This window comes from Serratia sp. GW822-FHT06D09 (genome assembly GCF_058799515.1).
In genome coordinates this window covers 47,849-69,634 of sequence record NZ_JBXALO010000006.1, presented here as the reverse complement: position 1 = coordinate 69,634, position 21,786 = coordinate 47,849, and the positions used below count along the sequence as shown (strand labels likewise).

At 58.2% G+C, this 21,786-nt stretch carries 22 protein-coding genes; 7 read left to right on the top strand and 15 right to left on the bottom strand.

Annotated elements, in window-relative coordinates:
• Positions 1–31: 31 nt before the first annotated feature.
• The 6 genes from hpaH to AC1RKG_RS15650 are packed head-to-tail and all read right to left on the bottom strand — an operon-like array spanning position 32 to position 5,239.
• Positions 32–835 carry a 2-oxo-hept-4-ene-1,7-dioate hydratase gene (gene hpaH, locus AC1RKG_RS15675; protein ID WP_020825087.1) on the bottom strand — a complete coding sequence of 268 codons (804 nt, stop codon included), beginning with the start codon at positions 833–835 and terminating at the stop codon, positions 32–34.
• A gap of 10 nt (positions 836–845) precedes the next feature.
• On the bottom strand, positions 846–1,232 hold the full coding sequence (locus tag AC1RKG_RS15670; RefSeq protein WP_020825086.1) for a 5-carboxymethyl-2-hydroxymuconate Delta-isomerase: 387 nt from the start codon (positions 1,230–1,232) through the stop codon (positions 846–848).
• A 51-nt stretch (positions 1,233–1,283) separates the two neighbouring features.
• Positions 1,284–2,357, bottom strand: coding sequence for a 3,4-dihydroxyphenylacetate 2,3-dioxygenase (hpaD, locus tag AC1RKG_RS15665; protein WP_020825085.1), 1,074 nt, complete (start codon positions 2,355–2,357; stop codon positions 1,284–1,286).
• A gap of 37 nt (positions 2,358–2,394) precedes the next feature.
• Positions 2,395–3,849, bottom strand: a complete 1,455-nt coding sequence (hpaE, locus tag AC1RKG_RS15660) for a 5-carboxymethyl-2-hydroxymuconate semialdehyde dehydrogenase (RefSeq protein ID WP_046374571.1) — start codon at positions 3,847–3,849, stop codon at positions 2,395–2,397.
• Positions 3,846–4,610: a fumarylacetoacetate hydrolase family protein gene (locus AC1RKG_RS15655; RefSeq protein ID WP_115060190.1), complete on the bottom strand. Its 765-nt coding sequence runs from the start codon at positions 4,608–4,610 to the stop codon at positions 3,846–3,848. Before AC1RKG_RS15655 ends, hpaE begins: the two co-directional genes overlap by 4 nt.
• Positions 4,607–5,239, bottom strand: a complete 633-nt coding sequence (locus AC1RKG_RS15650; protein ID WP_493183463.1) for a fumarylacetoacetate hydrolase family protein — start codon at positions 5,237–5,239, stop codon at positions 4,607–4,609. The genes AC1RKG_RS15655 and AC1RKG_RS15650 overlap by 4 nt, the downstream gene beginning before the upstream one ends.
• A 359-nt stretch (positions 5,240–5,598) precedes the next feature.
• Here AC1RKG_RS15650 and hpaR point away from each other — a divergent pair, with 359 nt between their 5' ends.
• Positions 5,599–6,051, top strand: a complete 453-nt coding sequence (gene hpaR / locus AC1RKG_RS15645; RefSeq protein WP_041415197.1) for a homoprotocatechuate degradation operon regulator HpaR — start codon at positions 5,599–5,601, stop codon at positions 6,049–6,051.
• Positions 6,052–6,147: 96 nt separating this feature from the next.
• On the opposite strand, the gene AC1RKG_RS15640 is transcribed toward hpaR, so the two are convergent.
• From AC1RKG_RS15640 to AC1RKG_RS15620, 5 genes are read right to left on the bottom strand one after another with little or no spacing between them, the layout of a single operon-like run.
• Positions 6,148–6,939: an SDR family oxidoreductase gene (locus tag AC1RKG_RS15640; RefSeq protein WP_261157578.1), complete on the bottom strand. Its 792-nt coding sequence runs from the start codon at positions 6,937–6,939 to the stop codon at positions 6,148–6,150.
• Between the two features lie 4 nt (positions 6,940–6,943).
• On the bottom strand, positions 6,944–7,741 hold the full coding sequence (locus tag AC1RKG_RS15635) for a molybdenum cofactor biosynthesis F family protein (protein ID WP_337047731.1): 798 nt from the start codon (positions 7,739–7,741) through the stop codon (positions 6,944–6,946).
• A gap of 10 nt (positions 7,742–7,751) precedes the next feature.
• A complete protein-coding gene (locus tag AC1RKG_RS15630) occupies positions 7,752–8,534 on the bottom strand; it encodes an SDR family NAD(P)-dependent oxidoreductase (protein WP_046374575.1) in 783 nt (260 codons plus the stop codon).
• On the bottom strand, positions 8,527–9,114 hold the full coding sequence (locus tag AC1RKG_RS15625) for a DUF3156 family protein (RefSeq protein WP_493183460.1): 588 nt from the start codon (positions 9,112–9,114) through the stop codon (positions 8,527–8,529). The genes AC1RKG_RS15630 and AC1RKG_RS15625 overlap by 8 nt, the downstream gene beginning before the upstream one ends.
• On the bottom strand, positions 9,089–10,582 hold the full coding sequence (locus AC1RKG_RS15620) for an APC family permease (RefSeq protein ID WP_493183458.1): 1,494 nt from the start codon (positions 10,580–10,582) through the stop codon (positions 9,089–9,091). Before AC1RKG_RS15620 ends, AC1RKG_RS15625 begins: the two co-directional genes overlap by 26 nt.
• A 565-nt stretch (positions 10,583–11,147) precedes the next feature.
• On the opposite strand from AC1RKG_RS15620, the gene AC1RKG_RS15615 reads away from it, so the two are divergent.
• From AC1RKG_RS15615 to AC1RKG_RS15600, 4 genes are all read left to right on the top strand, one after another.
• A complete protein-coding gene (locus tag AC1RKG_RS15615; RefSeq protein WP_046374577.1) occupies positions 11,148–11,795 on the top strand; it encodes a helix-turn-helix transcriptional regulator in 648 nt (215 codons plus the stop codon).
• Positions 11,796–11,935: 140 nt separating this feature from the next.
• Positions 11,936–13,108 (top strand): MFS transporter, encoded by a 1,173-nt coding sequence (locus tag AC1RKG_RS15610; protein ID WP_493183456.1) that lies wholly within the window; start codon positions 11,936–11,938, stop codon positions 13,106–13,108.
• A 13-nt stretch (positions 13,109–13,121) separates the two neighbouring features.
• Positions 13,122–14,234 (top strand): class II histone deacetylase, encoded by a 1,113-nt coding sequence (locus AC1RKG_RS15605; protein ID WP_142816006.1) that lies wholly within the window; start codon positions 13,122–13,124, stop codon positions 14,232–14,234.
• Between the two features lie 86 nt (positions 14,235–14,320).
• A complete protein-coding gene (locus AC1RKG_RS15600) occupies positions 14,321–15,127 on the top strand; it encodes an alpha/beta hydrolase (RefSeq protein ID WP_115060203.1) in 807 nt (268 codons plus the stop codon).
• 40 nt (positions 15,128–15,167) lie between these two features.
• Here AC1RKG_RS15600 and AC1RKG_RS15595 read toward each other — a convergent pair whose 3' ends face one another.
• From AC1RKG_RS15595 to AC1RKG_RS15585, 3 genes are all read right to left on the bottom strand, one after another.
• Positions 15,168–15,533 carry a cupin domain-containing protein gene (locus AC1RKG_RS15595; RefSeq protein ID WP_129983279.1) on the bottom strand — a complete coding sequence of 122 codons (366 nt, stop codon included), beginning with the start codon at positions 15,531–15,533 and terminating at the stop codon, positions 15,168–15,170.
• Between the two features lie 21 nt (positions 15,534–15,554).
• Complete coding sequence (locus AC1RKG_RS15590) at positions 15,555–16,856, bottom strand: NAD(P)/FAD-dependent oxidoreductase (RefSeq protein WP_020825070.1); 1,302 nt, start codon at positions 16,854–16,856, stop codon at positions 15,555–15,557.
• Positions 16,857–16,958: 102 nt separating this feature from the next.
• A complete protein-coding gene (locus tag AC1RKG_RS15585; protein ID WP_493183453.1) occupies positions 16,959–17,717 on the bottom strand; it encodes a response regulator transcription factor in 759 nt (252 codons plus the stop codon).
• Positions 17,718–17,983: 266 nt separating this feature from the next.
• Between AC1RKG_RS15585 and AC1RKG_RS15580 the strand changes: the two genes are divergently transcribed.
• The gene (locus AC1RKG_RS15580; protein ID WP_493183452.1) at positions 17,984–19,111 is read left to right on the top strand and encodes an iron-containing alcohol dehydrogenase; all 1,128 of its coding nucleotides are present in this window, start codon (positions 17,984–17,986) and stop codon (positions 19,109–19,111) included.
• Positions 19,112–19,245: 134 nt separating this feature from the next.
• On the opposite strand, the gene AC1RKG_RS15575 is transcribed toward AC1RKG_RS15580, so the two are convergent.
• Positions 19,246–20,175 (bottom strand): LysR family transcriptional regulator, encoded by a 930-nt coding sequence (locus AC1RKG_RS15575; protein WP_020825066.1) that lies wholly within the window; start codon positions 20,173–20,175, stop codon positions 19,246–19,248.
• Positions 20,176–20,434: 259 nt separating this feature from the next.
• Between AC1RKG_RS15575 and aptA the strand changes: the two genes are divergently transcribed.
• Positions 20,435–21,775 carry an omega-aminotransferase AptA gene (gene aptA / locus AC1RKG_RS15570; RefSeq protein WP_116691336.1) on the top strand — a complete coding sequence of 447 codons (1,341 nt, stop codon included), beginning with the start codon at positions 20,435–20,437 and terminating at the stop codon, positions 21,773–21,775.
• Positions 21,776–21,786: the final 11 nt, after the last annotated feature.

Genomic DNA, 21,786 nt, shown 5'->3' with positions numbered 1-21,786 from the left:
TTTTTCCACTCTCCCACAGGGAAAGGGCCGATCAGACAAAGCGACAGCTGATGCAGCCCATCGGGCCATAATCCGCATGGAAGGTGTCGCCACGTCGGGCGGCAACCGGTCGGGTGAAGGAACCGCCGAGGATCACCTGCCCGGCTTCCAGCTCTACGTCGTACGGGAAGAGTTTGTTGGCCAGCCAAGCCACGCCGTTGGCCGGATGGTTCAGCACCGCTGCCGCCACGCCAGACTCTTCAATCACGCCGTTGCGGTACAGCAACGCGCTGATCCAACGCAGATCCAACGCGTCCGGTTTGATCGGCCGTCCGCCCATCACCACCCCGGCATTGGCGGCATTGTCGGAAATAGTGTCGAACACCTTGCGCGGGCGCTGAGTTTCGGGATCCACGTTATGGCTGCGCGCATCGATGATCTCCAGGGCCGGAATGATGTAATCGGTGGCGTTATAAACGTCGAACAGCGTGCAGTTTGGCCCGCGCAGCGGCTTGGCGAGCACGAAGGCCAGCTCCACCTCGACGCGCGGCACGATAAAACGGTCGATGGGAATATCGCTGCCATCGTTGAAAAACATGTCGTCCAGCAGCGCGCCGTAATCCGGCTCGGAGATCTGGGAGCTGACCTGCATGGCGCGCGACGTCAGGCCGATTTTATGGCCCTTGAGTTTGCGCCCTTCGGCGATCTTCAGCTCTACCCACTGGCGCTGAATGGCGTAAGCGTCTTCAATGGTGATCTCGGGATGATCCAGCGACAGCGCACGGATCTGCTCGCGGTTTTGCTCCGCCTGATGCAAGCGCTGCACGGCACGACTAACCAGCTCTTTATTCAACATTGACGGCCCCTTAGCCTTGGCGAAATAGCGCGTGGACATTGTTTTGCTTGTAGTTCAGCACCGGATCCAGCTCTTCCATCGTGAAGGACAGCGCCAGATAGCGCCTGGCCATCAGCGCGGCAAAATGTTCTTTGATCAGCGCAAACAGCATCTCACCCACCTGTTCACGACTTTCCAGGCTGCGGCCGTGACCAATCTTCAATGTCATATGCACGAAGGCGTAATCGTGCTTACCGTCGGCCATCTGCCAGGTATCCAGCCAGATAGCGCGGCTGCGCACTCCGGCCAGCGGAAAAATACCGGTGTCCGCCAGTGCCTGATTGACCTTGGCGAACAACGCGGGGAGCTCGGCTTCTTCGCGGATGTTATTGGTGCATTCAGCATAAAAATGCGGCATAGCAATCTCCGGGAAACGAATTTGCGCGAACGCCTGTCCGCGCGTTGGGGGCTACAGGGTGTTGCCGAGCTTAAAGCCTTTCTCTGTATCGCCTTGACGGGTATAGGAAAAACCATCCGCGCCAATGGTGACGGCCATTTCGCTTGGCGCGTTGCGTTCGATAACCGGCTGCGGTTGGCCATCGAGATCGAGCACCAGTGACCCCTCGGTGTACCAGCTTGGCACTACCGGGTTGCCCCACCAGTCGCGGCGCTGGTTATCGTGCACATCCCAGCTCACGGTCGGGTTGTCAGGATCGCCGGTGTAGTAATCCTGGGTATAGATTTCTACGCGATGGCCATCGGGATCGCGCAGATAGAGATAGAAGGCGTTAGAGACGCCGTGGCGGCCTGGGCCACGTTCGATCAAATCGGATTTACGCAGTGCGCCGAGCTTGTCGCAGATGGCCAGAATGTTGTGCTTTTCATGGGTAGCGAACGCAATATGGTGCATACGCGGCCCGGCGCCGCCGGTCATCGCGGTGTCGTGCACCGTGGCTTTGCGGCGCATCCAGGCGGCGTAAACCACGCCATTTTCATCCCGGATATCTTCCGTCACGCGGAACCCCAGGCCCTGGATGTATTCCACCGCACGCGGAACATCGGGCGTGATCTGGTTAAAGTGGTCGAGACGTACCAGCGCCCCTGGCGTGTAGAGATCGTAACGCCAGGCCAGACGCTCGACGTGCTGCACGTCGTAGAAAAATTCGTACGGGAAGCCGAGCGGATCCTCTACCCGCACCGAATCGCCAATGCCTTTGGCGAAGCCATTCACCCGACGTTCGGTACGACAACCCAGCGCTTTGAAATAGGCTTCAGCCCGATCGACGTCTTCCGGCGTACGCACCCGGAAGGCAAAGGCCGCAACGGCAGCCACCGGTCCTTCACGCAGCACCAGATTATGGTGGATAAACTCTTCCATCGACCGCAGATAGAGGGTTTTCTCGTCCTCGGCGGTCACAACCAGACCCAGGATATCGACGTAGAATTCGCGCGCGGCTTTAAGGTTGGTGACCTGAATTTCCATATAGGCGCAGCGCACAACATCGGGAGCAGGGACAGCATCGGTGGTAAGTTTGGTCGTCATTGTTCTCATCTCCTTCTTTTTTATTATGGTTTGAGGCTTAAACGCCCCAGCGCGGGATCGGGTGGTCACCCATGGAAATGCACACGTTCTTCATCTCGGCGAACACTTCAAAGCTGTATTCCCCGCCCTCGCGGCCGGTGCCGGAAGATTTCACGCCGCCAAACGGCTGACGCAGATCGCGTACGTTTTGGGTATTGACGAAAACCATCCCCGCTTCAATATTGCGGGCCAGACGCAGCACCTTGCTCACATCCTGCGTCCAGATGTACGACGCCAGGCCGTACTCCACGTCGTTGGCCATGCGCAGGCCGTCTTCTTCCGATTTGAACGGCAGCAGGCAGGCCACCGGCCCGAAAATCTCCTCCTGCGCGATGCGCATCCGATTGTCGACATCCGCCAGCACCGTTGGCCGCAGGAAGTTGCCGTGGCTGAGGCCAGCCGGTTTGTCCGGGCCACCGGCCAACAGGGTGGCGCCTTCTTCCAGCCCGAGGCGGATATAGCCGGACACTTTTTCCCAGTGCTGCTGGCTGATCAACGCCCCAACCTGCGTGTTGGGATCCTGCGGATCGCCTACGCGCAGGCGGTTGGCGCGCTCGGCAAAACGTTTGACGAATTCCGGGTAAATGCTCTCTTGAATAAAGATGCGCGAACCGGCGGTGCAGCGTTCACCGTTGATCGAGAAAATGGTGAACAGCGCGGCGTCCAGCGCACGTTCGATGTCGGCATCTTCGAAAATCAGTACCGGCGATTTCCCGCCCAGCTCCATGGAAAACTTCTTCAAGCCCGCGTTTTCAATGATCCGGCGTCCGGTGGCGGTGCCGCCGGTAAAGGACACCGCACGCACGTCTTTATGACGCACCAGCGCATCCCCGGCGGTGGCGCCGTAACCCTGCACCACGTTGAGTACCCCGGCCGGAATGCCGGCTTCCAGCGCCAGTTCACCCAGGCGATCGGCGGTCAGCGGCGACAGCTCGGACATTTTCAGCACCGCGGTATTGCCCAGTGCCAGGCAAGGCGCGGTCTTCCAGGTTGCTGTCATGAAAGGCACGTTCCACGGTGACACCAGCGCACACACCCCCACCGGCTGGATCAGCGTGTAGTTGAGCATCTTGTCGTCCACCGGATAGGTGCGGCCGTTCATCTGCTGGCAGATCTCGGCAAAGAACTCAAAGTTGTGCGAAGCACGCGGGATCAGCACGTTTTTGGTTTGGTGGATCGGCAGACCGGTGTCGGCGGTTTCCATCTCGGCAATCTGCGGCACGTTCTCGTCAATCAGCTCGCCCAGACGACGCATCAGGCGAGCACGCTCTTTCATTGGCGTATTGGCCCATTTCGGGAACGCAGCCTTGGCGGCAGCCACCGCCTGATCGATCTCCAACTGCCCGCCGGAAGCGACCTCTGCCAGCACCTCGCCGTTGGCCGGGTTGGTGGTAGTGAAATACTCTTTGCTGGCTACGTTTTTACCGTTAATCCAATGGTTGATGGTTTTCATCGCAGGCTTTCCTCGTAATCTTTTTCACTGATGATGTGGTTAACCAGACGGCCGATGCCCTCAATCTCCACCACCACTTCATCGCCCGGCTGCACGTCGGCCAGCCCTTTCGGCGTGCCGGTGGCGATCATGTCGCCCGGCTGCAGCGTCATAAATTCACTCAGGTAACTGATCAGGTAGGGGATATCGAAAATCATGTCGGCGGTGCTGCCGCGCTGGCGCAGCTCGCCGTTGACGTAGGTGCTGAGTGCCAGACGGTGCGGATCGGCGATATCGTCACGATCGACGATGTACGGCCCAATCGGCGTCAGGGTATCGCGGCTTTTCACCCGCAGATTCGGGCGGTAATAGTTTTCCAGATAGTCGCGAATGGCGTAGTCATTGCACAGCGTGTAGCCCGCCACGTACGCCATCGCATCTTCGCGGCTGACGTTACGCGCCGTCTTGCCGATCACCGCCACCAGCTCGGCTTCGTAGTGCATATAGTCGACGTTGGCCGGACGTACCGAAACCTGCCGATGGCCGGTCAGGGTGTTCGGCGCCTTGAGGAACACCAGCGGCTCTTCCGGGGCCTTGAATTCTAGCTCGCTGGCGTGATCGGCATAGTTCAGCCCCAGGGCAAACACCGTGCCCTGCGCCGGTGGCAACCACTCGACGTCCTGCTCTGGCAACACCGTGCCGTTCGGCAACGTCACGCGCAGTTGCTCGTCGACGCTGACATTAACAATTTGGCCATGATGGCGAATACGGGCGTGTCTCATGCGGTTTCTCCTGCCTGCACTACGCGGTTGGTCAGGGTCGGCAAACCGGCGGCACGCACCCTCACTTCATCTCCAGGTTTGATCTCCACCCGCTGGTGTGGCGTGCCGATCAGCACTGCGTCGCCCGGCTGCAGGGTAATAAAATCGCTGATGGCGGCGATCAGTTCCGGCACCGAACGCACCAAATCGGCAGTCGACCAGCGATCCTGCTCTACCCCGTTGATTTCGGTGATGATCTCCACCGCATCGGTGGTCACCAATGAACCGATCTCCCCCAACGGGCAAAAACCGTCGCGGCATTTCGCTTTGATCGCCGGGCGGTAGAAGCTGCTTTCCGGCAGGCTGATGTCGTTGGCCAGCGCATAACCGGCCAGATAGTCGGCGACCCGTTCGGCTGGCACCTTACGGGCGGTGTTGCCAATCACTACCGCCAGCGTGGCGCCGCTTTGCACTTGCTCACCGGCAGGAAACGGGATCGCCCTGCCGTTGGCGAGGTGGGTATTGCGCGGTTTGATAAACCACACCGGGGTCTTCGGCGGGGTTTTATACGGCGGCTGATGAAACGCCTGATCCCAGGCGTCTATCTGGCTGCGGTGATTCAACGCAACGGAAAATACGGTGCCTTTCATGCAAACTCCTTTCAATGACACAACAGGGCAATTCGGCATTCATTAACATGTTAATGAATACTTTTATACGCTGTTCAGCTTTTACGCAACGCCGGTGGATTGATTTGTGATCGTGATAACAAAATATTCACAACCCATGAACATTGGCGTGATTATTCAACGAATTAATCATTTTTAGGTGATTTTTACCGCTGCGGATGCGTTTTCGCTTTATCCATCTGGGTAAACTTGGCTACTATTAAGTTATTAATAAAATCAGGATTTACCGATAGGGGTATTGCAGTGTCCGCACGGCCACCTGCTGAGCCACAACAGTAAATGCCTGAATGACGAACACCTTTATAGCCAAGGCCAAATCTATGCATGAGTCCTTAACCATTGCCCTGCTGCAAGCGCGTGAAACCGCCATGGGCTTTTTTCGCCCGATCCTGAAAAGCCATAACCTGACCGAACAGCAATGGCGCATCATTCGCGTTTTGGCCAACAGTCGTTCGATCGAATTCCACGAATTGGCAGCAGAAACCTGCATCCTGCGCCCCAGCCTGACCGGCATTTTGTCGCGCATGGAACGCGATAAGCTGATTTTCCGCCTGAAACCGGTTAACGATCAGCGCAAGCTGTACGTGTCTCTCACCCAGCAGGGTCAGGAGCTGTATGAAGTGGCGCGCCACCAGGTAGAACAGGGGTACGCTGAAATCGAAGCCGCATTTTCACAGCAGAAAATGGACCAGTTGATGACCTTACTGGACGAGCTGATCACCCTGGGGGATAAACTGCCCGCCAACGTGACCGCTCATCCCACAAAGAAATGATCCTTCCGATTATCATCCTCTGATTAATTGGCGTTGCAGCCAGGCGGCCAGGGCGTGAGTCCCCTGGCGCTTACTAGTGACTGGGGTGAGCCAACGTCAAGAAAGAACAGGATGAGCCTCGGGGAGTAATGCGCCGCCGTCCACCACCAGCGTTTGGCCGGTCATATAGGCGGCCGCCGGTGAGGCGAGAAACACCATCGCCGCCGCAATGTCTTCCGGCTCCCCCAATCGCCCGAGCGGCACTGCGGCCGCAATCGCCTGATTGACCGCCGCGCCCCCCAGATTGGCCATCGCCGGCGTGCGGATCATTCCCGGCTCCACACCGTTGACCCTGACGCCAGCCGCCGCCAGTTCCAGCGCCGCCGCGCGAATAAACCCGTTTACTCCGGCCTTTGAAGCGGCGTAGTGCGCCAACCCCGGATAGGCGACCCGTGGCCCGGTCACCGACGACGTCACCAAAATGCAGCCCCCGCCCTGACGTTGCATCCAGGGTAAAGCCGCCTGCGCCAGAAAGAACGGCGCCATCAGATTAACGCTCAGCGTGCGTTGCAATAACACGGCGTCAATCTCGGCAAAGGGCGTCAGCGGGAAGTAAGCCGCGTTATGGATCACCACGTCCAGCCGCTGATGCTGCTGCCCCACCGTTGCAACCAGTTCGGCAATCTGCCCCGGATCGGCCAGATCGCAGGCCATCGCCTGGACCTGCCCGCCCTGCTGTTGCAGCGTCTCGGCGGCATCCTGCGCTTTTTGCAGCTGCAGATCCGCCATCACCACCGTCGCGCCCAACTGAGCAAAGGCACTGACGATCGCCAGCCCGATGCCCTGCGCACCGCCCGTCACCAGCACCACCTGCCCCTTGAACGCATCAGCCGCATAGGTTGCATTCATCGGACTATCCCCGTGGATGGTGGGTGGTGTTCAGCACCTGCGCATGGGCGCCTACCGCAAAATTGCTCAGCGCGCTGAAATCACTGCCCTGATAGCCGAGGATCTTGCCGTCGGTACGCATGCCCTGCAGATCGATCATGACCACGCCCAGCGTCGGCACAATCTTCTCTCGCCAGACAAACAGGTACAGCTGTTCGGCCACCTTCACGTAGTGGCAGCGATCGACATCCGCCAGCCCTTTCTCCACGCCGTCCAGGCACTGCCAGGCGTAGAAATTGTCGTTCAGATAAATGTGTTCGTAACGCTCGGTCGGGCTGTAGGTATACATGTTACGCATGCCAATCAGCTCGTCGGTGAACTGTGGCGGCTCAACATCGGCGTTATCCAGCGTGCCAAAGTGGAATTCAACGTTGACCGCCGTCAGCGGCAGCCCTTGCTCAACCCGGCTGAAGGCGTCCAGACGGGCTTGTTCCTCATCCGGCAACTGGCCATACACCGCCGTGAAATTACCCTGGTTGCGATCGCACACCAGCGTGATGCTGGCGTTCTCCTGTGCGGGATCGAGAAAATCGATAAACAGAATGCCGGGGCGGATGCTGGTGGCGCGATAAGCGATGCCCCTGTACTCCCCCCAACTCAGCGTCTGCTCATCGACAAAGTGACAACTCAGCATTTCACCGTCGGCAAAACGTAATGTCAGCGTGTTACCGCTCAACCCATGCTGCTGTTCCAGCGTATTGCTGTGCGGCGCAAAGCCTTCCGCCAGTGCGCCAACCTGAATAAATACCGCTTCTGTACTCATTTGATGCTCCTTAAAGGGAAGTAAAAGCCAATGTCGGTACGTCGACAATGGTGGAGCCGCCGTCGGCCACCAGCGCCGCACCGGTAATGATCGACGCGTCCTCCGAACAGAGAAAACGGCAGATAGCGGCGATCTCTTCGGCGCTGGCCGGGCGACGCAGCGGCACGTCGCGGCATACCCGTTGGTAAGCCTGCTCCAGCGTGAGGTGGTACTCAGCCATCAGCGGCTGCATCTCTTCATCCGCCATCGGCGTAGTGACCCAGCCGGGACACACCGCGTTGGCACGCACGCCCAGCGGGCCGTAGTCACGAGCGATGGAGCGCATCAGTCCAATCAGCGCATGTTTGGCGGTCACGTAGCCGCACACCTCCGGCCCGGCGGCCAGCGAAGCGATAGAGGCGACAAACAGCAGGTTGCCGCCGGTTTTCACCAGCTCCGGCAGGCAGGCGCGGGCGCTGGCAAAAGCACTGTTGAGGTTGCTGTCCAGCGCCTGACGCCACTGGTCATCGTTCATTTCGGTAATGCGCCCCAGCCCCATCCCGCCGGCGCTGCAGATCAGGCAATCAATGCGCCCGGCCTGTTGCAAAATGGCCGGCAACAGCTGGCTTTGCCAGCATTCACCGCTGGCCGCATCTCCCACCAATGCCTGCGCGCCAATGTCGTCCGCCAGCGCCATCAGAGGTTCACGGCGGCGGCCGATGATAAACACCCGATCGCCCCTGCTCGCCAGCAGCCTGGCGCACGCAGCCCCCACGCCGGTGCCGCCGCCGGTAATCACCACCACTCTACTCATCCAGTTTCTCCATCAATTGGCCGATCATCAGCAGGCTGCTCAGCAGCAAGCGCCGCTGCTCCGGTTCCAGCCGCAGATAGCGGCGACCGGCAGGCAAACGGCTGACCACTTCCGAAGCGGCGAAATGTTCGATCTCCAGCCGCCAATGACCGGCCGCGACCGTCAGTTGGATACGCCGAAAATCCAGCTGCTCCAGCGTTTCGGCAATCTGCGGATAGCGCCGCAGAGCGGCAATCATTCGCTGCGCTACGGCACCATCCCGGGTCGCGCGATAAACCACGCCGCGTCGCCGCAACCAACCGCCGGCGTTAATGCGTAGCGTCAGCGGCTCCTTCTGCGAGCACGCCCCCTGCAAGCTGAAACGCTGACTAACGATATGCGCCATAAACAGCGCGCTGACCTGTTCGTTAATGTCGATAACCGGCCCCTGCGGCAAGGTCAGGCGCAGCAGGCAGGGCGAAAGGCGCTCGCAGGCATAGGGCTGCAGATTGTTCGCCAGCCGGCTGAGGGTGACGCCCGGCTGGTAGCCCGCCGGGGAGCGCTGCCAGTAGCGATTAAGTGAGGGAAGTAAGCCGATCAAACTGCGCCTCCTCGCTTTCCGCTTTGGCAAAGGCCGTTTCCAGTACCTGTTCGACCGGCACCGGTTTAAACGGATTGACCTTTTGCACGCACAGGGTCCAGAACAGCGCATAGGCGGCAGTCAGGCCAATCATGATGCTGAACGGGATATAGACGGTACGCGGATCCATGCCCGGCGGGGTGATATAGATAATCGCCAGCACGATGCCCACGCTGGAGACAATTTGCGGCAGCGGGAACCAGGGAGATTTGTAAGCGCGTGGCAGATCCGGGCGGCGAATACGCAGGATCACCACCGAGCAGGTGACCAGCAGGTAGGCCACGCCCCAGGCGCACACCGCCGCCAGCACCAGCGGAATAATACGGTCGAGATTGCCCTGAATGGCGAAGGCATGCACGCAGGGGATCAATACCGCGACCAGAATACCCACCACCGGGGTTTTAAAACGGGGGTGCAGATAGGCGAAGATACGTGGCAATGCCCCGTCCAGCGCCATGCCGTAAAGAATACGCGGCACCGCCGCCATCAGCGTATTGATGGTCGCCGCCCCGGCCAGCAGCAGCCCGATACCCAACCAGTATTTGCCGAACTCGCCCATCACCTGACCGGCAAAAGCCGGGATCGCCATCGGCGTATCCAGCAGATGAACGCCGTTGGCGGCGTCCACCACCACGTTTTCCACCTGATGGCTGAGCGCCGCGCCGTACAACGCCATGCACACCGCCACGCCACACAGCCCCAGCGACATCGCCCGTGGGATCACGCTGGCGGAGCGTTTGATCTCCGGTGCCATCGGCGTGACCAGCTCACAACCGACGAACATAAACATCGCCATGCCGATCAGGCTGAATACCGCAAAGGGATCGCTCAGGCTCAGCGTGCTGCCGAACCAGCCTTCCAGCGGTACCGCGTGCGGCGAAAGCAGCCCGGTAATGCCAAATATCACCAGGGTGCTCCACATGGCGAAGGTCAGCACGATCTCCGCTTTACCGAAGGCCTCGATGCCGAAGGCGTTGAGTGCACCGAACACGATGACTAACCCCACCCCCACCATCCAGGAGGCATTGTGGCTTTCCATCAGGGTATTAAGGTGCTCAAAATTCACCAGCGCCATAATGCCGGAGAGAATGGTTTCGGCGGTCCCGGCAAAGATATGCACGATCAGGTAGGCCGACAGCGCGCCGGTAATGGCAAAAAAGCGTCCCATACCACAGGCGATGTAGTCATAGACCGATCCGGAGGTCGGCAAGATCGCCGCCGCTTCCGAGAAGGTGGTGAGCTGGGCCTGCATCATGATAAAGGCGATCAGCATCGCCAGCGCGAAGGTATCGCCGCCGATGCCGAAACCGCTGGTCACGGTGAGGATCACCGGGCTGGCCATAATCACCCCGACCGAGCTGGCCAGCGTGGTGGGGAATCCGACCTTGCCCCGCTCAAGATGGGCATGAAGCCGCGACGACAGGTTCATGGTTATGTCCTCTTATAGTTTTATCGTTTGGCCCTGATGGTGCTTTTGCAGGTGTTTCGTCGCCAGTGGCGGCAATATCACTATAGAGAGGAAAAGAAAATGCTGACTATCGTCCTTAAGGACGAGGCCAAACCATAGCTTTTTCGTCTTACCTTTGGTGCCCAATCAACCGTTATGGTTTTCGTTGGCCGGAAAAGGTTTTCACAGGGAGAACAAACGGGATTAAGGCTGTCTATCGTTCTTAAGAACGAGCCGTGGGGAGCGGCATCAGCGGCGAGACTGGCCGGTGATATCGCTGGGGGTCACCACGCCGAGGGGGAAATTGCAGTAAATTCAGCAGGAAGGCCATAGGTCATTCGTTAATATATTAACAAAATATCGACACTCGTGCGGCACTGTCGCTGCCGAGGCTTCTTCGCTGCCTTGTTATTTATGTATTTTATTGCAATCAGGCTCACGTTGTTAATATGTATTTATTGTGTTGCACAATTGCTATCACTATGCTTGTATCGTTCACATATTGACCGAATATTCCAGACCGAACGATAAAGGGAGGAAATGAATCATGCACATTGCATCGTCCGATGCCTTTATCAACAGCTGTTTGACCACCATTGCGCACCTGATCCCGGTGTCCGCAGGGGTGTTTTATTTGGTTAACCAGGACCTGCGGCCAGACCACTATATTTTGCACGGCATCTCCGATAAAACCCATCAGCAGTACTTGAACCATTTCCAGCAGATAGATCCGCTCAAGCCTGCCAACTTTCACCAGCAGGACATCAATATGGTCGGCATGAGCCCGGCGGCAATCGCCAATAACCGCCATTACTATCATGATTTTATGCTGCCCAATGATATGCGCGACATGACGGAGATCTTTATTCGGCAGCGTAAACGCATCGTTGCCGGGGTGTCCTTGATCCGCGATACGCCGTTTACCGAACTGGAACGCGGTCGCCTGCGGGCGGTGATGCCGCTGATCGAACTGGCGACCCGCGACCTGTTGCCCGACGGGGAAGCCCGCCTGCTGACCGCCAAAGAGCAGGAGATCGTCAATATGGTGCGTGAAGGTGCCAGTAATAAACGCATAGCGTTGAAGCTGGGTATTTCGCTTTCAACGGTAAAAACCCATATGCGCAATATTTTTGCCAAAACTGAAGTGGTCAACCGTACCGAATTGGTGGCCAGCAGCTTTATTGCCCACGGTTAATAAATAGAGCCATAACATCGGCTTATAGTGGAGAAAATAAGTTCGTTAATTATTCGCCATTCATGGCGCGGTTTCCGCCTGCCCAGAATACGGCAACGCGGTTATATCTGACTCAGGCTTAACCTGCGGGGATAATTATTATGTCCAGTGATTCCGTTTCTGTACCCGCTGCCGGGGCGGCTCTCCCCTGCCCGCCGCGGCTGCTGACCGCCATCATCATCTTTGCCGCCATTGTACCGGGCATCCTGATGACCGCCCCGGCGGTTGCCGCACAGCTGGCCAGCCAATGGTCGCTCACCCCCGCGCAAATCGGCCATCTGTTTTCCACCGAGCTGGGGGCCATGAGCCTCGCCACCCTGCCCGCCTGGTGGTGGATCAGCCGCGTTAACTGGCGCCGGGTGGCAACCCTGGCTGCGGGGGTGTTTATCGTCGGCAATTTGGCGTCGGCACTGGTCAGTGATTTTCACCTGCTGCTGGGGCTGCGTTTCATCGCCTCTTTGGCGGGCGGCACGCTGATGATCCTGTGTATCACCTGTGCCGGTGGCACCGCCAACCCCAGCCGGGTTTACGCCTTGTGGGTGCTGGGCCAGCTGGTGCTTGGCGCCGTTGGGCTGCTGGTGCTGCCCTTGCTGTTCGCCCATTTTGGCCTGATGGCGGTATACCTGATCCTGGCGGCCATCATGCTGTGCTGCCTGCCGCTGCTTTCCGCCTTTCCCAGCGGCTTTCACCCTGCGCAATCCACCGCCCATACCACGGCAATGCCATGGCTGCGTAAAGTCTTCGCCGTCCTGGCGGTGCTGACCTTTTATATCAGCCTGAGCGCAGTCTGGACCTTTATCGGCAGTATCGCCCACGCGGCCGGCCTTTCGCCGGTCAGCAGCGGCCAGGTGCTGGCGGCCGCCACGCTGTTTGGCATCGTCGGCGCCGGTGGTGCGGCGTTCATCAGCGCCAGGCGAGGCGGCAATGGGCTGATCAGGCTAAGTTACGGCTTGCTGCTCGCCGGCATTGCGCTGCTGTTCCACACGCCGCAGCTGCTGCGCTTTGCGCTGGCGGCGGTGCTGTTCAAGTTTACCTGGACCTTTGTGCTGCCGTTTATCCTGGCCCGCGTCGCCGGGCTGGATAACAACGGCAAGCTGATGAACAACATCAATCTGGTGATTGGCGGCGGCATGGCGATCGGCCCAACGCTGGCCGGTTATTGGATTGAGTCTTCAGGCGGTTTCGACAGGCTGCTGGTCGGGGCGCTGGGGAGTGCGCTGCTGTCGCTGCTGCTGATTTCGCTGGCTTCACCGCGCGTTCAACGCGCTATTTAACAGGAGTAATAAGGTGAAAAGAAAAACCGGTTTCTTGTTTGATGAACGCTGTTTCTGGCACAGCACCGGCCTGCATGCCACCACGCTGCCGGTCGGCGGCTGGGTGCAACCGCCTTCAGGGGCGGGCCATGCCGAATCGCCGGAAACCAAACGGCGGATGAAAAACCTGATGGACGTGTCCGGCCTGTCGCGACAGATCCAGCTGCTAAGTGCCGACATGGCGACGGAAGAAGACCTGTTACGCATTCATCCGGCCGACTATCTGCAACGTTTCAAACAGCTAAGTGATAACGGCGGCGGCATGCTGGGTGAGGAAGCACCTTTGGGCCCGGGCAGCTACGAGATAGCCAAACTGTCCGCCGGGCTGGCCTGCGCGGCGGTCGAAGCGGTGCTGCAGGGCCACCTGGATAACGCCTATGCGTTGTCGCGCCCACCGGGCCACCATTGCCTGCCGGATCAGTCGATGGGGTTCTGCTTTCTGGCCAATATCCCGATCGCCATCGAGCGTGCCAGAGCCAAATACGGTCTGGGCAAAGTGGCGGTGCTCGATTGGGACGTGCATCACGGCAATGGTACGCAGCATATCTATTGGCAACGTGACGACGTACTGACGATGTCGCTGCATCAGGACGGCTGCTTCCCGGCGGGCTACTCCGGTGAACAGGACCGCGGTGCCGGGGCGGGAGAAGGCTTTAACATCAATGTTCCGCTGCTGGCGGGCGCCGGTGACGACGGCTATCTGTATGCCATGCGACAGATAGTGATCCCGGCACTCGAGCGCTTCGAACCCGAGCTGATCATTGTCGCCTGCGGCTACGATGCCAATGCCCTCGACCCGCTGGCGCGCATGCAGTTGCACAGCGACAGTTTCCGCAGCATGACGGCCCTGGTGCAGGACGCCGCCGACCGCCTGTGCGATGGAAAGCTGGTGATGGTGCATGAAGGCGGTTATGCCGAGTCCTACGTGCCCTTCTGCGGGCTGGCGGTGATGGAGCAGCTTAGCGGTATTCGCACTGAGGTCGAAGATCCGCTGTTGGCATTCATCCGCCAACAGCAGCCGCGAGACGCCTTCAATCTGTTCCAACGCCAGGCTATCGATGCGCTGGCACAGCACTTCATTCGCTAAATATCCTGGGGCACCGCACGCAGTGCCCCTACCCATTCTCCGCTTTGCCGCTACGCTGAATATGACCCTTCCGATGAGAAAATACGATGTCTGAACAGAAGATCAGCTTTATCAAAGGTGGGCATGGCGATATTGCCGTGCATGACTGGGGCCATGACCGACCGCGCTTTCTGGCGCTGCTGGTTCACGGTTACGGCGAGCATCTCGGCCGTTATCAGTACGTCGCTCGTACGCTGGAAGCGCAGGGTGCGCGGGTGTTCGGCCCCGATCATCTCGGCCATGGGCTTTCGCAGGGCGAACGCGTATTGATTGAAGATTATGACGCCGTGGTCGACGACGTTCGACGCGTAACGGAGCATTTTCAGCGGCTGCATCCTGGCGTCCCTCTGGTGGTTATCGGCCATTCCATGGGCGGGATGATTGCCACCCGCTACGTTCAACGTTATGGCGATGACGTGCGTGCGCTGGTGCTTTCCGGCCCCTTGATTGGCGAAAGAACCCTGATTTCGGATTTGCTTACTCTGCCAGAGATCCCGGACACGCCGCTCGATACTGCCACCCTGTCGCGTGATCCGTCGGTGGGGGAAGCCTATCAGGCCGATCCGCTGGTGTGGCACGGGCCGTTCAAACGCCCGACGCTGCGGGCGATGCAGCAGATCCTGGCAAAAATCAACGCCGGCCCGGGCTTCGGCACGCTGCCTACGCTGTGGATACATGGCGATGACGACAGGCTGGTATTAATGGCGGAATCGCAAACCGCGATCGATCGGCTCAAGGGCAGCGATTTCGAAGCGATGGTCAATCCAGGCGGGCGACACGAGAGTTTTAACGAAACCAACAAGGATCAGATATTAAGGCGGATCACCGACTTTATCGAACGGGTGCTGGGGTAGCTGAATACCCCTCTCCCGGCGGAGAGGGGCCAGTTAACGATCAGCCTTCGACGATCGCCAGGTAATGTTTTACAAAACGATCCGAGGTGATCTCCCAGCGTACCGGGGTGCCTTTTTCGACAAACCACGAATCCCCGGCCTGATACTGCACGGATTTACCGGTCTTTTCGTCGGTCAGCGTCGCGCTACCCTCCCACACCGTGGCGTGTTCGGAGAACGGATACTCCATTACAAAGGTGCCGCGCGTGCAGCTGAAAACACCGCAGTTCAGGTTATCGGTCGGCTCACCGAAAAGGCTCGCCACCCCGACGTTTGGCTCACCGGCGATCACCGTGGCGCCCAGGTTGCTGACGCTGCCAATGTCCAACAGTTCAGGCAGCGGTTGCTTAAGCAGTAATGGTTTCATGTTTCTCTCCTGTGATAAAAATTAGCGACGACCTTTCCAGTAGCCGGACGTCTGGTGCCAAACCTTGCCGGCGGTGGTCATTACCCGTCGCAGCTTGTCTTTACCGAAGATATTGACGTGCGGAATCGAACTCATCAGATCGTAACGATCCGATCCTTCGCTCATGCCCTCTGCCAACACTTTGCAGACGATATGACTCGGCGTTACGCCAAAGCCGGAATAGCCCTGCACATAAAACACGTTGTCATGCTGCGGCAAGGTGCCGATCTGCGGGAACAGGTTGGCGCTGCAACACAGCGGCCCGCCCCAGGCCAGATCGATCTTCACGTCATGCAGATACGGGAACACTTTCAGCATCAGGTTGCGGTTCCAGGCCTTAAGATCCGACGGGATGTATTCGATCAAGCGGGTGGCGCTGCCAAACAGCAGCCGGTTTTCATTGGTCACCCGGTAGTAATCGATCACCGGGCGGATATCGCTGTAGGCACCGCGGATCGGGCTGATCTGGCGGATCAGTTCTTCAGGCAAGGGTTCGGTCGCCAGTTGGAACGCGTAGGTATTGATGGTTTTGTTGTAGATGAACGGCTCCATGCCGTTGAGGAAACCGTTGCACGCCCACAGCATCTTGTTGGCACGTACTGAGCCCATGGCGGTGCGCACTTTGATGCGCGAACCGTATTCCACGCCCAGCACGCTGCTGTTTTCGAAGATTTTTACGCCGTAGCCGCTGAGCGCCTTCGCCTCGCCCAACAGCAGGTTGAGCGAATGCACGTGGCCGCCGCCCATGTGTTTCAATGCGCAGGTATAGGCATCTGACCCCACGACCTGTTTCACTTCTGCGCCGGTGTAGAGTTCAATCTCTTCATCCGGTGATACCGCCTTGAATTCCTTCAGCCAACTGCGCAGGGTTTTCTCCTGGCGTGCATTGCTGCCGAGGTAGCCATAGCCAAAACAGAAATCGGCATCAATCGCGTACTTCTTGATGCGCTCACGAATAATCCCGGCGCCGAGGTTGCTGATTTTGAAGATGGTTTCCAGCCCGGAGGGGCCGACGTGGCGTTTGATTTTTTCCAGATCGTGACCGATACCGGCCATCACCTGCCCGCCATTGCGGCCGGTGCCGCCGTAGCCCAGGTAGCGCCCTTCGAGTATGGCGATATTGGTGATGCCGCGCTCAGCCAACTCCAGGGCGGTATTGATGCCGGAGAAACCACCGCCGATGATCACCACGTCAACGTCCAGATCTTCTTCCAGCGTCGGAAAGCGCAGATCGTATTTTTTGGTTGCCGCGTAGTAGGTTAACGATTCGATATTATTGTTCACTGTCGCACTCCCGAAGACCCTATGCCATAACATCGGATTATCAGGAGGTGGGCGCGACGTCGCCATGTCCCTTTAGGGACATTCGCAACAAATAATTAACACTCAGGCGCTGCGGCGCAGCGGGGTGGCCAACAGCAGATTGAACAGTTCGGCCTGCGAACCGATCGCCAGCTTGCTGTAGATGTTCTTGCGGTGGTTTTTCACCGTTCCCAGGCTGATGAACAGCCGATCGGCGATTTGCTGCGAGCCGCAGCCGTCCAGGATCAGATCCACTATTTCGCGCTCGCGCGGCGTCAACAGATAACGTGCCTGCACCGCATGATCCGTCACCCTTTCTGGTTCTGCCGGGGCGAGGACCACTTCGCCATGCAGCCGCGCGACGCTCTTGAGCAGCGTCAGCGCATCACGCAACTCAGCCAACTGCGGATAACGCACCCCCACCGACTGGCGCGCCGAGCCGAAAAACACCCCCAACCCGCGTTCCGGCGTCAGAGGCAGCAGCACGCCGGCTTCATCATGCCAGCCGGTCTTGCGGTAAAAGTTACGGTAATAATCAGTATGGTAGAAGCCGCAGGGAGCCAACTGGCGCAGGGTCAGCACCTCGCCGCCGCCGCCATCATTCAGCGCCTGGTAAAACGGATCCTGCAGGTAAGCGCCCTGTTGATAGAGCTGATTGACCGCGTCACTGTTTTCTCGCTCGGTTTTGATCAGGCAACGTGGCGCCTGGCCGCGTTCAAACGCGTAAACAATGGCGCTATCAAAGGCGAAGAACCCTTCCAGCCAGGCCAACAGGTTGGGATAGAAACCTTGGGTTGCGACTGCGTCTATCACTGCGGATAACCGTTCCACCTGAATATTCATCTTCGCCCCGCCATCATTAATAAATTAACAATCACTTTATTCCGGCTACGCCGTGGCCTGTTTGTTATAGAAAACACTCAATAGCGCCAAATGCAACAGCATAATCGTTTACATGTTAAACAAATCACACCTTCGCCAGATTATTGCGGCGTGGCCGAACGAGGATGGATTAATATATTAACGGAATCCCTTTCAGGCAGCGAAAAGCAGTGGTTCAGCCGCAGAGGCTGGCTTATGCTGTGGTTTTCGCGTGCCAAGGAGAGAACATGACTACCAGTCTGACCATTACCAACCGCCAGACCTGGTTCGGCCACGGCAGCATCAGCCAACTGATCCCGCTACTGACCACCGAGCCACAGCCGACGCTGCTGTTTAGCTGCCGATCATTCCTCAATGGCGCGGTGTATTCCTCACTGGCAGACGAATTGACGCCACTGCTGCTCGGCACCGAAATCGTCAGTCACGAGGCTTCACCGCAAGAGATAGACGCCTGGGTCGCGCGCTGGCGCGGCAAGGTAAGACGCGTGGTAGCCATTGGCGGCGGTAGCGTGCTGGATGCTGCCAAGGCCTTTGCCGCGCTGGTCGAGCACCCGTTGCCCACCCTGCGCTATATGGAAAAGATCGGCGACACAAAAATCAGCGGTGCAACCCTGCCGCTCATTGCCATCCCGACCACCGCCGGTACCGGCAGTGAAGTCACGCAGAATGCGGTGATCACCGACACCCAGGTGAGCAAGGTGAAAGCCTCGCTGCGCCATAACAACTTTGTGCCGCACACCGCCATCCTGGATCCGCAACTGCTGCAAGGGTCACCGGACAAGGTGCTGGCCTACTGCGCCATCGACGCCTTTACCCACCTGTTCGAGGCCTATCTGTCCAAAACCGCCAATACCATGACGCGCGAGATGTCGCTGACCGGCATTCGCCACTTCCTGCAGGCCTGGCCTGCGCTCAACCGCAGCGCCGAGGCTCTCGAGGCGATTATGCAAGCCTCTTACCTTGGTGGCCTGACGCTGAGCGCCGCTGGGCTGGGAGTGATCCACGGCATCGCCGGCGAGATTGGCGCCCTGCGCGATTATCACCACGGCCAGGTCTGCGGTCGCCTGCTGCTGCCGTTCCTCGAACTGCTGGCGAAAAGCGAACAACCGCAGCAGCGGGCGCTGATGGCTGAGCTTGCCGCCCGCCTGTTCCCCGAGCAGCATGACAGCCCGGAACGCTACCTGATCGACTTTATTACCCGCAATGCCATCGCCAGTTTCTGGCAGGATGACCTGCCGATTTCCGCCGACGAACTGGCAGTGACGCTGGCAAAATCCAACAGCAAAAACTCGCTGATCGACTACAGCGCGCCGCAGCGGCAGCAGATGATCGAAGGCGCATTCCGCATCGAATGATTATATAATCAGATCAAAGTAATAGTGGGAGATTGGACATGGGCATCATCAGCTGGATTTTCACCGGCATCGCGATTGGCATCCTGGTCGGCTTGCTGATCAAGATTTTTGGCAAGAAGAAAGATCAGTAAACATCAAGCTGTTCCATGAGCCGCCAGCAGGCATTCGTGGAACAGCTTGACCACCCGCTGCGGGCTGGGCGAACGCCGCAGCACGCTGGAATATTCGCAGTGATAACGGAACAGCGTCGGTTTGATGGCGCGCATCATATTTTGCGCGACAAAAAACGCTGCATAGTGGTCGGGAAGAAAGCCGACGTACTTACCGGAAAGAATTAGGGTCGCGATCGACTCCTGGGCAAACCCCGTTGCCTTGCGATGTAAATGCTGCTGCAGGCTCAGTTCCATATTCGGCGAATGGTAGCCTAATCCGGCAAAGGCATAATTGTGCAACAGATCCCAATTTAGTATTTCATGGTTAGCGGAAAATAATTCATGTTGCGCGCCACAATATAAGAACATCCTCTCATGAAATAACGAACTATAAGATAAACTTTCCGCACTGCGGTGCATGGGAATAATGCCAATTTGAAATTGGCCGTCAATGACGCCGCGTTCAATGGTATTTATCGGTTCCACATACATTTGCAAAGAGACATCCGGCGCCTGCTCGCTGAATAAGGCAATCGCCCGGCCGATATGCGCCTGAGGATTACTGACGGTATGGTCGAATATCGCCACGTGCAGCTGCCCACCCAGGCGTTGATGCACATCATCCACCCCACGGCGAAAGGCCTCGGTCGCCGCCAACAGATTCACGGTTTCCTGATATATCAGCAGCCCTTCGTCAGTAACCGCAAACCCCTCGCGCCCGCGGTGGCACAGCGTCAGGCCCAGTCGCTGTTCCAGATCCTTGATATGCTTGCTGATGGTCGACAGGCTGATATTCAGCTCCAGCTCGGCGGCGCTCATGCCGCCACAGTCGACCACCGCCTTAAATACCCGCAGCAACCGCAGATCCATATCCGATAACTGGCCCAACAATGCGCGCTTTTTTACTTGCATAAAACCTTAAGTAAGTTTCGACATATGATTATTCACATTAGTGAAGAAGCAGAACATAGTCAATTTCACTCAACAATTCATTAACACGTTTATTTATACCCTCTAGCTTTTATAGGTGCAGCCAGGCGGCCCGCTCACTCAGCACAGGTGCTTACTCAAGTAAGTGACTGGGGTGAGCTGGTGCAGATAACAACGCTGCAATTTAAAAGATGACGGGCATAGTTAATTAACCGTACCTATTCTCCCCTCGGAGGGAAAAATGGCTGATTTAAATCAACGTGAAAATAAAGCCGACCGTGAATGGTTAGAAGCACATTGGATGCCCTTTACCGGCAACCGTAATTTTAAAGCCAACCCGAGAATGATAAGCCACGCGCAAGGCGTTTATTATACCAGCCAGGACGGTCGCAAGATTTTTGACGGGTTATCCGGGTTGTGGTGCTGCGGATTGGGCCATGGCCGCCAGGAAATTGCCGATGCCGCTCACCGGCAACTTTCCCGATTGGATTATTCCCCGGCGTTTCAGTTCGGCCATGCCTTATCTTTCGAGCTGGCGAACAAAATCAAGGCCATGACCCCGGCCGGGCTGGACTATGTGTTTTTCACCGGTTCCGGCTCCGAAGCGGCTGACACTTCGTTAAAAATGGCGCGTGCCTATTGGCGAGCCAAGGGCCAGGCGGGTAAAACCTGTTTTATCGGTCGCGAGAAGGGCTACCACGGCGTTAACTTTGGCGGCATCGCGGTGGGCGGCATTGCCGGCAATCGTAAAGCCTTTGGCGCCAGCGCCGAAGCGGACCACCTGCCCCATACCCAACTGGCGGGAAATGCCTTTTCGCGCGGCATGCCCGAGCAGGGCGCAGAGCTTGCGGAAGAACTCAACCGCATCATCGCACTGCGTGACGCCTCGACCATCGCCGCGGTGATTGTCGAACCCTTCTCCGGCTCGGCCGGGGTGATCGTACCGCCGGTCGGTTATCTGCAACGCATCCGCGAGATCTGCACTCAACACAATATTCTGCTGATTTTTGACGAAGTGATCACCGCCTTCGGCCGCTGCGGCGCATTGACCGGCGCCGAGGCATTCGGCGTCACGCCGGACATCATGAATATTGCCAAACAGGTCACCAACGGCGCACAGCCGATGGGGGCCGTGGTAGTTCGCCCCGAGATTTACCAGGCCTTCATGGCCACCGATGAACCGGAATATTTGCTCGAATTCCCGCACGGCTACACCTACTCCGCCCATCCGGTCAGCTGTGCGGTGGGGCTGGCGACGCTGGATATCATTGAACGCGAACAGATGATCGAACGGGTGCAGGCGCTGGCCCCCTATTTCGAACGTGCAGTGCACAGCTTACAGGGCAGCAACCACGTCAGCGACATTCGCAACTTCGGTCTGGCGGCGGGTATCACGCTGGCGGCCCGACCTGGCGAAGCGGCACGCAGGCCGTATGAAGTGGCGATGCGCTGCTGGGAAAGCGGGTTTTATGTCCGCTATGGCGGCGACACCCTGCAGTTGGCGCCGCCGTTTATCAGCAGCGAGGCGCAGATCGACTCGCTGATCAACGCCCTCGGCGACGCTATCAACGCAACCGAATAATAAAGGAGCGC

Bases quoted from the DNA above. Each gene is read 5' to 3' on its own strand.
- AC1RKG_RS15610 (WP_493183456.1), top strand. From the start codon at position 11,936: ATGTCCAGTGATTCCGTTTCTGTACCCGCTGCCGGGGCGGCTCTCCCC.
- hpaD (WP_020825085.1), bottom strand. From the start codon at position 2,357: ATGACGACCAAACTTACCACCGATGCTGTCCCTGCTCCCGATGTTGTG.
- AC1RKG_RS15600 (WP_115060203.1), top strand. From the start codon at position 14,321: ATGTCTGAACAGAAGATCAGCTTTATCAAAGGTGGGCATGGCGATATT.
- AC1RKG_RS15630 (WP_046374575.1), bottom strand. From the start codon at position 8,534: ATGAGTAGAGTGGTGGTGATTACCGGCGGCGGCACCGGCGTGGGGGCT.
- AC1RKG_RS15585 (WP_493183453.1), bottom strand. From the start codon at position 17,717: ATGAATATTCAGGTGGAACGGTTATCCGCAGTGATAGACGCAGTCGCA.
- AC1RKG_RS15620 (WP_493183458.1), bottom strand. From the start codon at position 10,582: ATGAACCTGTCGTCGCGGCTTCATGCCCATCTTGAGCGGGGCAAGGTC.
- AC1RKG_RS15575 (WP_020825066.1), bottom strand. From the start codon at position 20,175: ATGCAAGTAAAAAAGCGCGCATTGTTGGGCCAGTTATCGGATATGGAT.
- AC1RKG_RS15595 (WP_129983279.1), bottom strand. From the start codon at position 15,533: ATGAAACCATTACTGCTTAAGCAACCGCTGCCTGAACTGTTGGACATT.
- AC1RKG_RS15655 (WP_115060190.1), bottom strand. From the start codon at position 4,610: ATGAGACACGCCCGTATTCGCCATCATGGCCAAATTGTTAATGTCAGC.
- AC1RKG_RS15650 (WP_493183463.1), bottom strand. From the start codon at position 5,239: ATGAAAGGCACCGTATTTTCCGTTGCGTTGAATCACCGCAGCCAGATA.
- aptA (WP_116691336.1), top strand. From the start codon at position 20,435: ATGGCTGATTTAAATCAACGTGAAAATAAAGCCGACCGTGAATGGTTA.
- hpaR (WP_041415197.1), top strand. From the start codon at position 5,599: ATGCATGAGTCCTTAACCATTGCCCTGCTGCAAGCGCGTGAAACCGCC.
- AC1RKG_RS15580 (WP_493183452.1), top strand. From the start codon at position 17,984: ATGACTACCAGTCTGACCATTACCAACCGCCAGACCTGGTTCGGCCAC.
- AC1RKG_RS15670 (WP_020825086.1), bottom strand. From the start codon at position 1,232: ATGCCGCATTTTTATGCTGAATGCACCAATAACATCCGCGAAGAAGCC.
- AC1RKG_RS15640 (WP_261157578.1), bottom strand. From the start codon at position 6,939: ATGAATGCAACCTATGCGGCTGATGCGTTCAAGGGGCAGGTGGTGCTG.
- hpaE (WP_046374571.1), bottom strand. From the start codon at position 3,849: ATGAAAACCATCAACCATTGGATTAACGGTAAAAACGTAGCCAGCAAA.
- AC1RKG_RS15615 (WP_046374577.1), top strand. From the start codon at position 11,148: ATGCACATTGCATCGTCCGATGCCTTTATCAACAGCTGTTTGACCACC.
- AC1RKG_RS15635 (WP_337047731.1), bottom strand. From the start codon at position 7,741: ATGAGTACAGAAGCGGTATTTATTCAGGTTGGCGCACTGGCGGAAGGC.
- hpaH (WP_020825087.1), bottom strand. From the start codon at position 835: ATGTTGAATAAAGAGCTGGTTAGTCGTGCCGTGCAGCGCTTGCATCAG.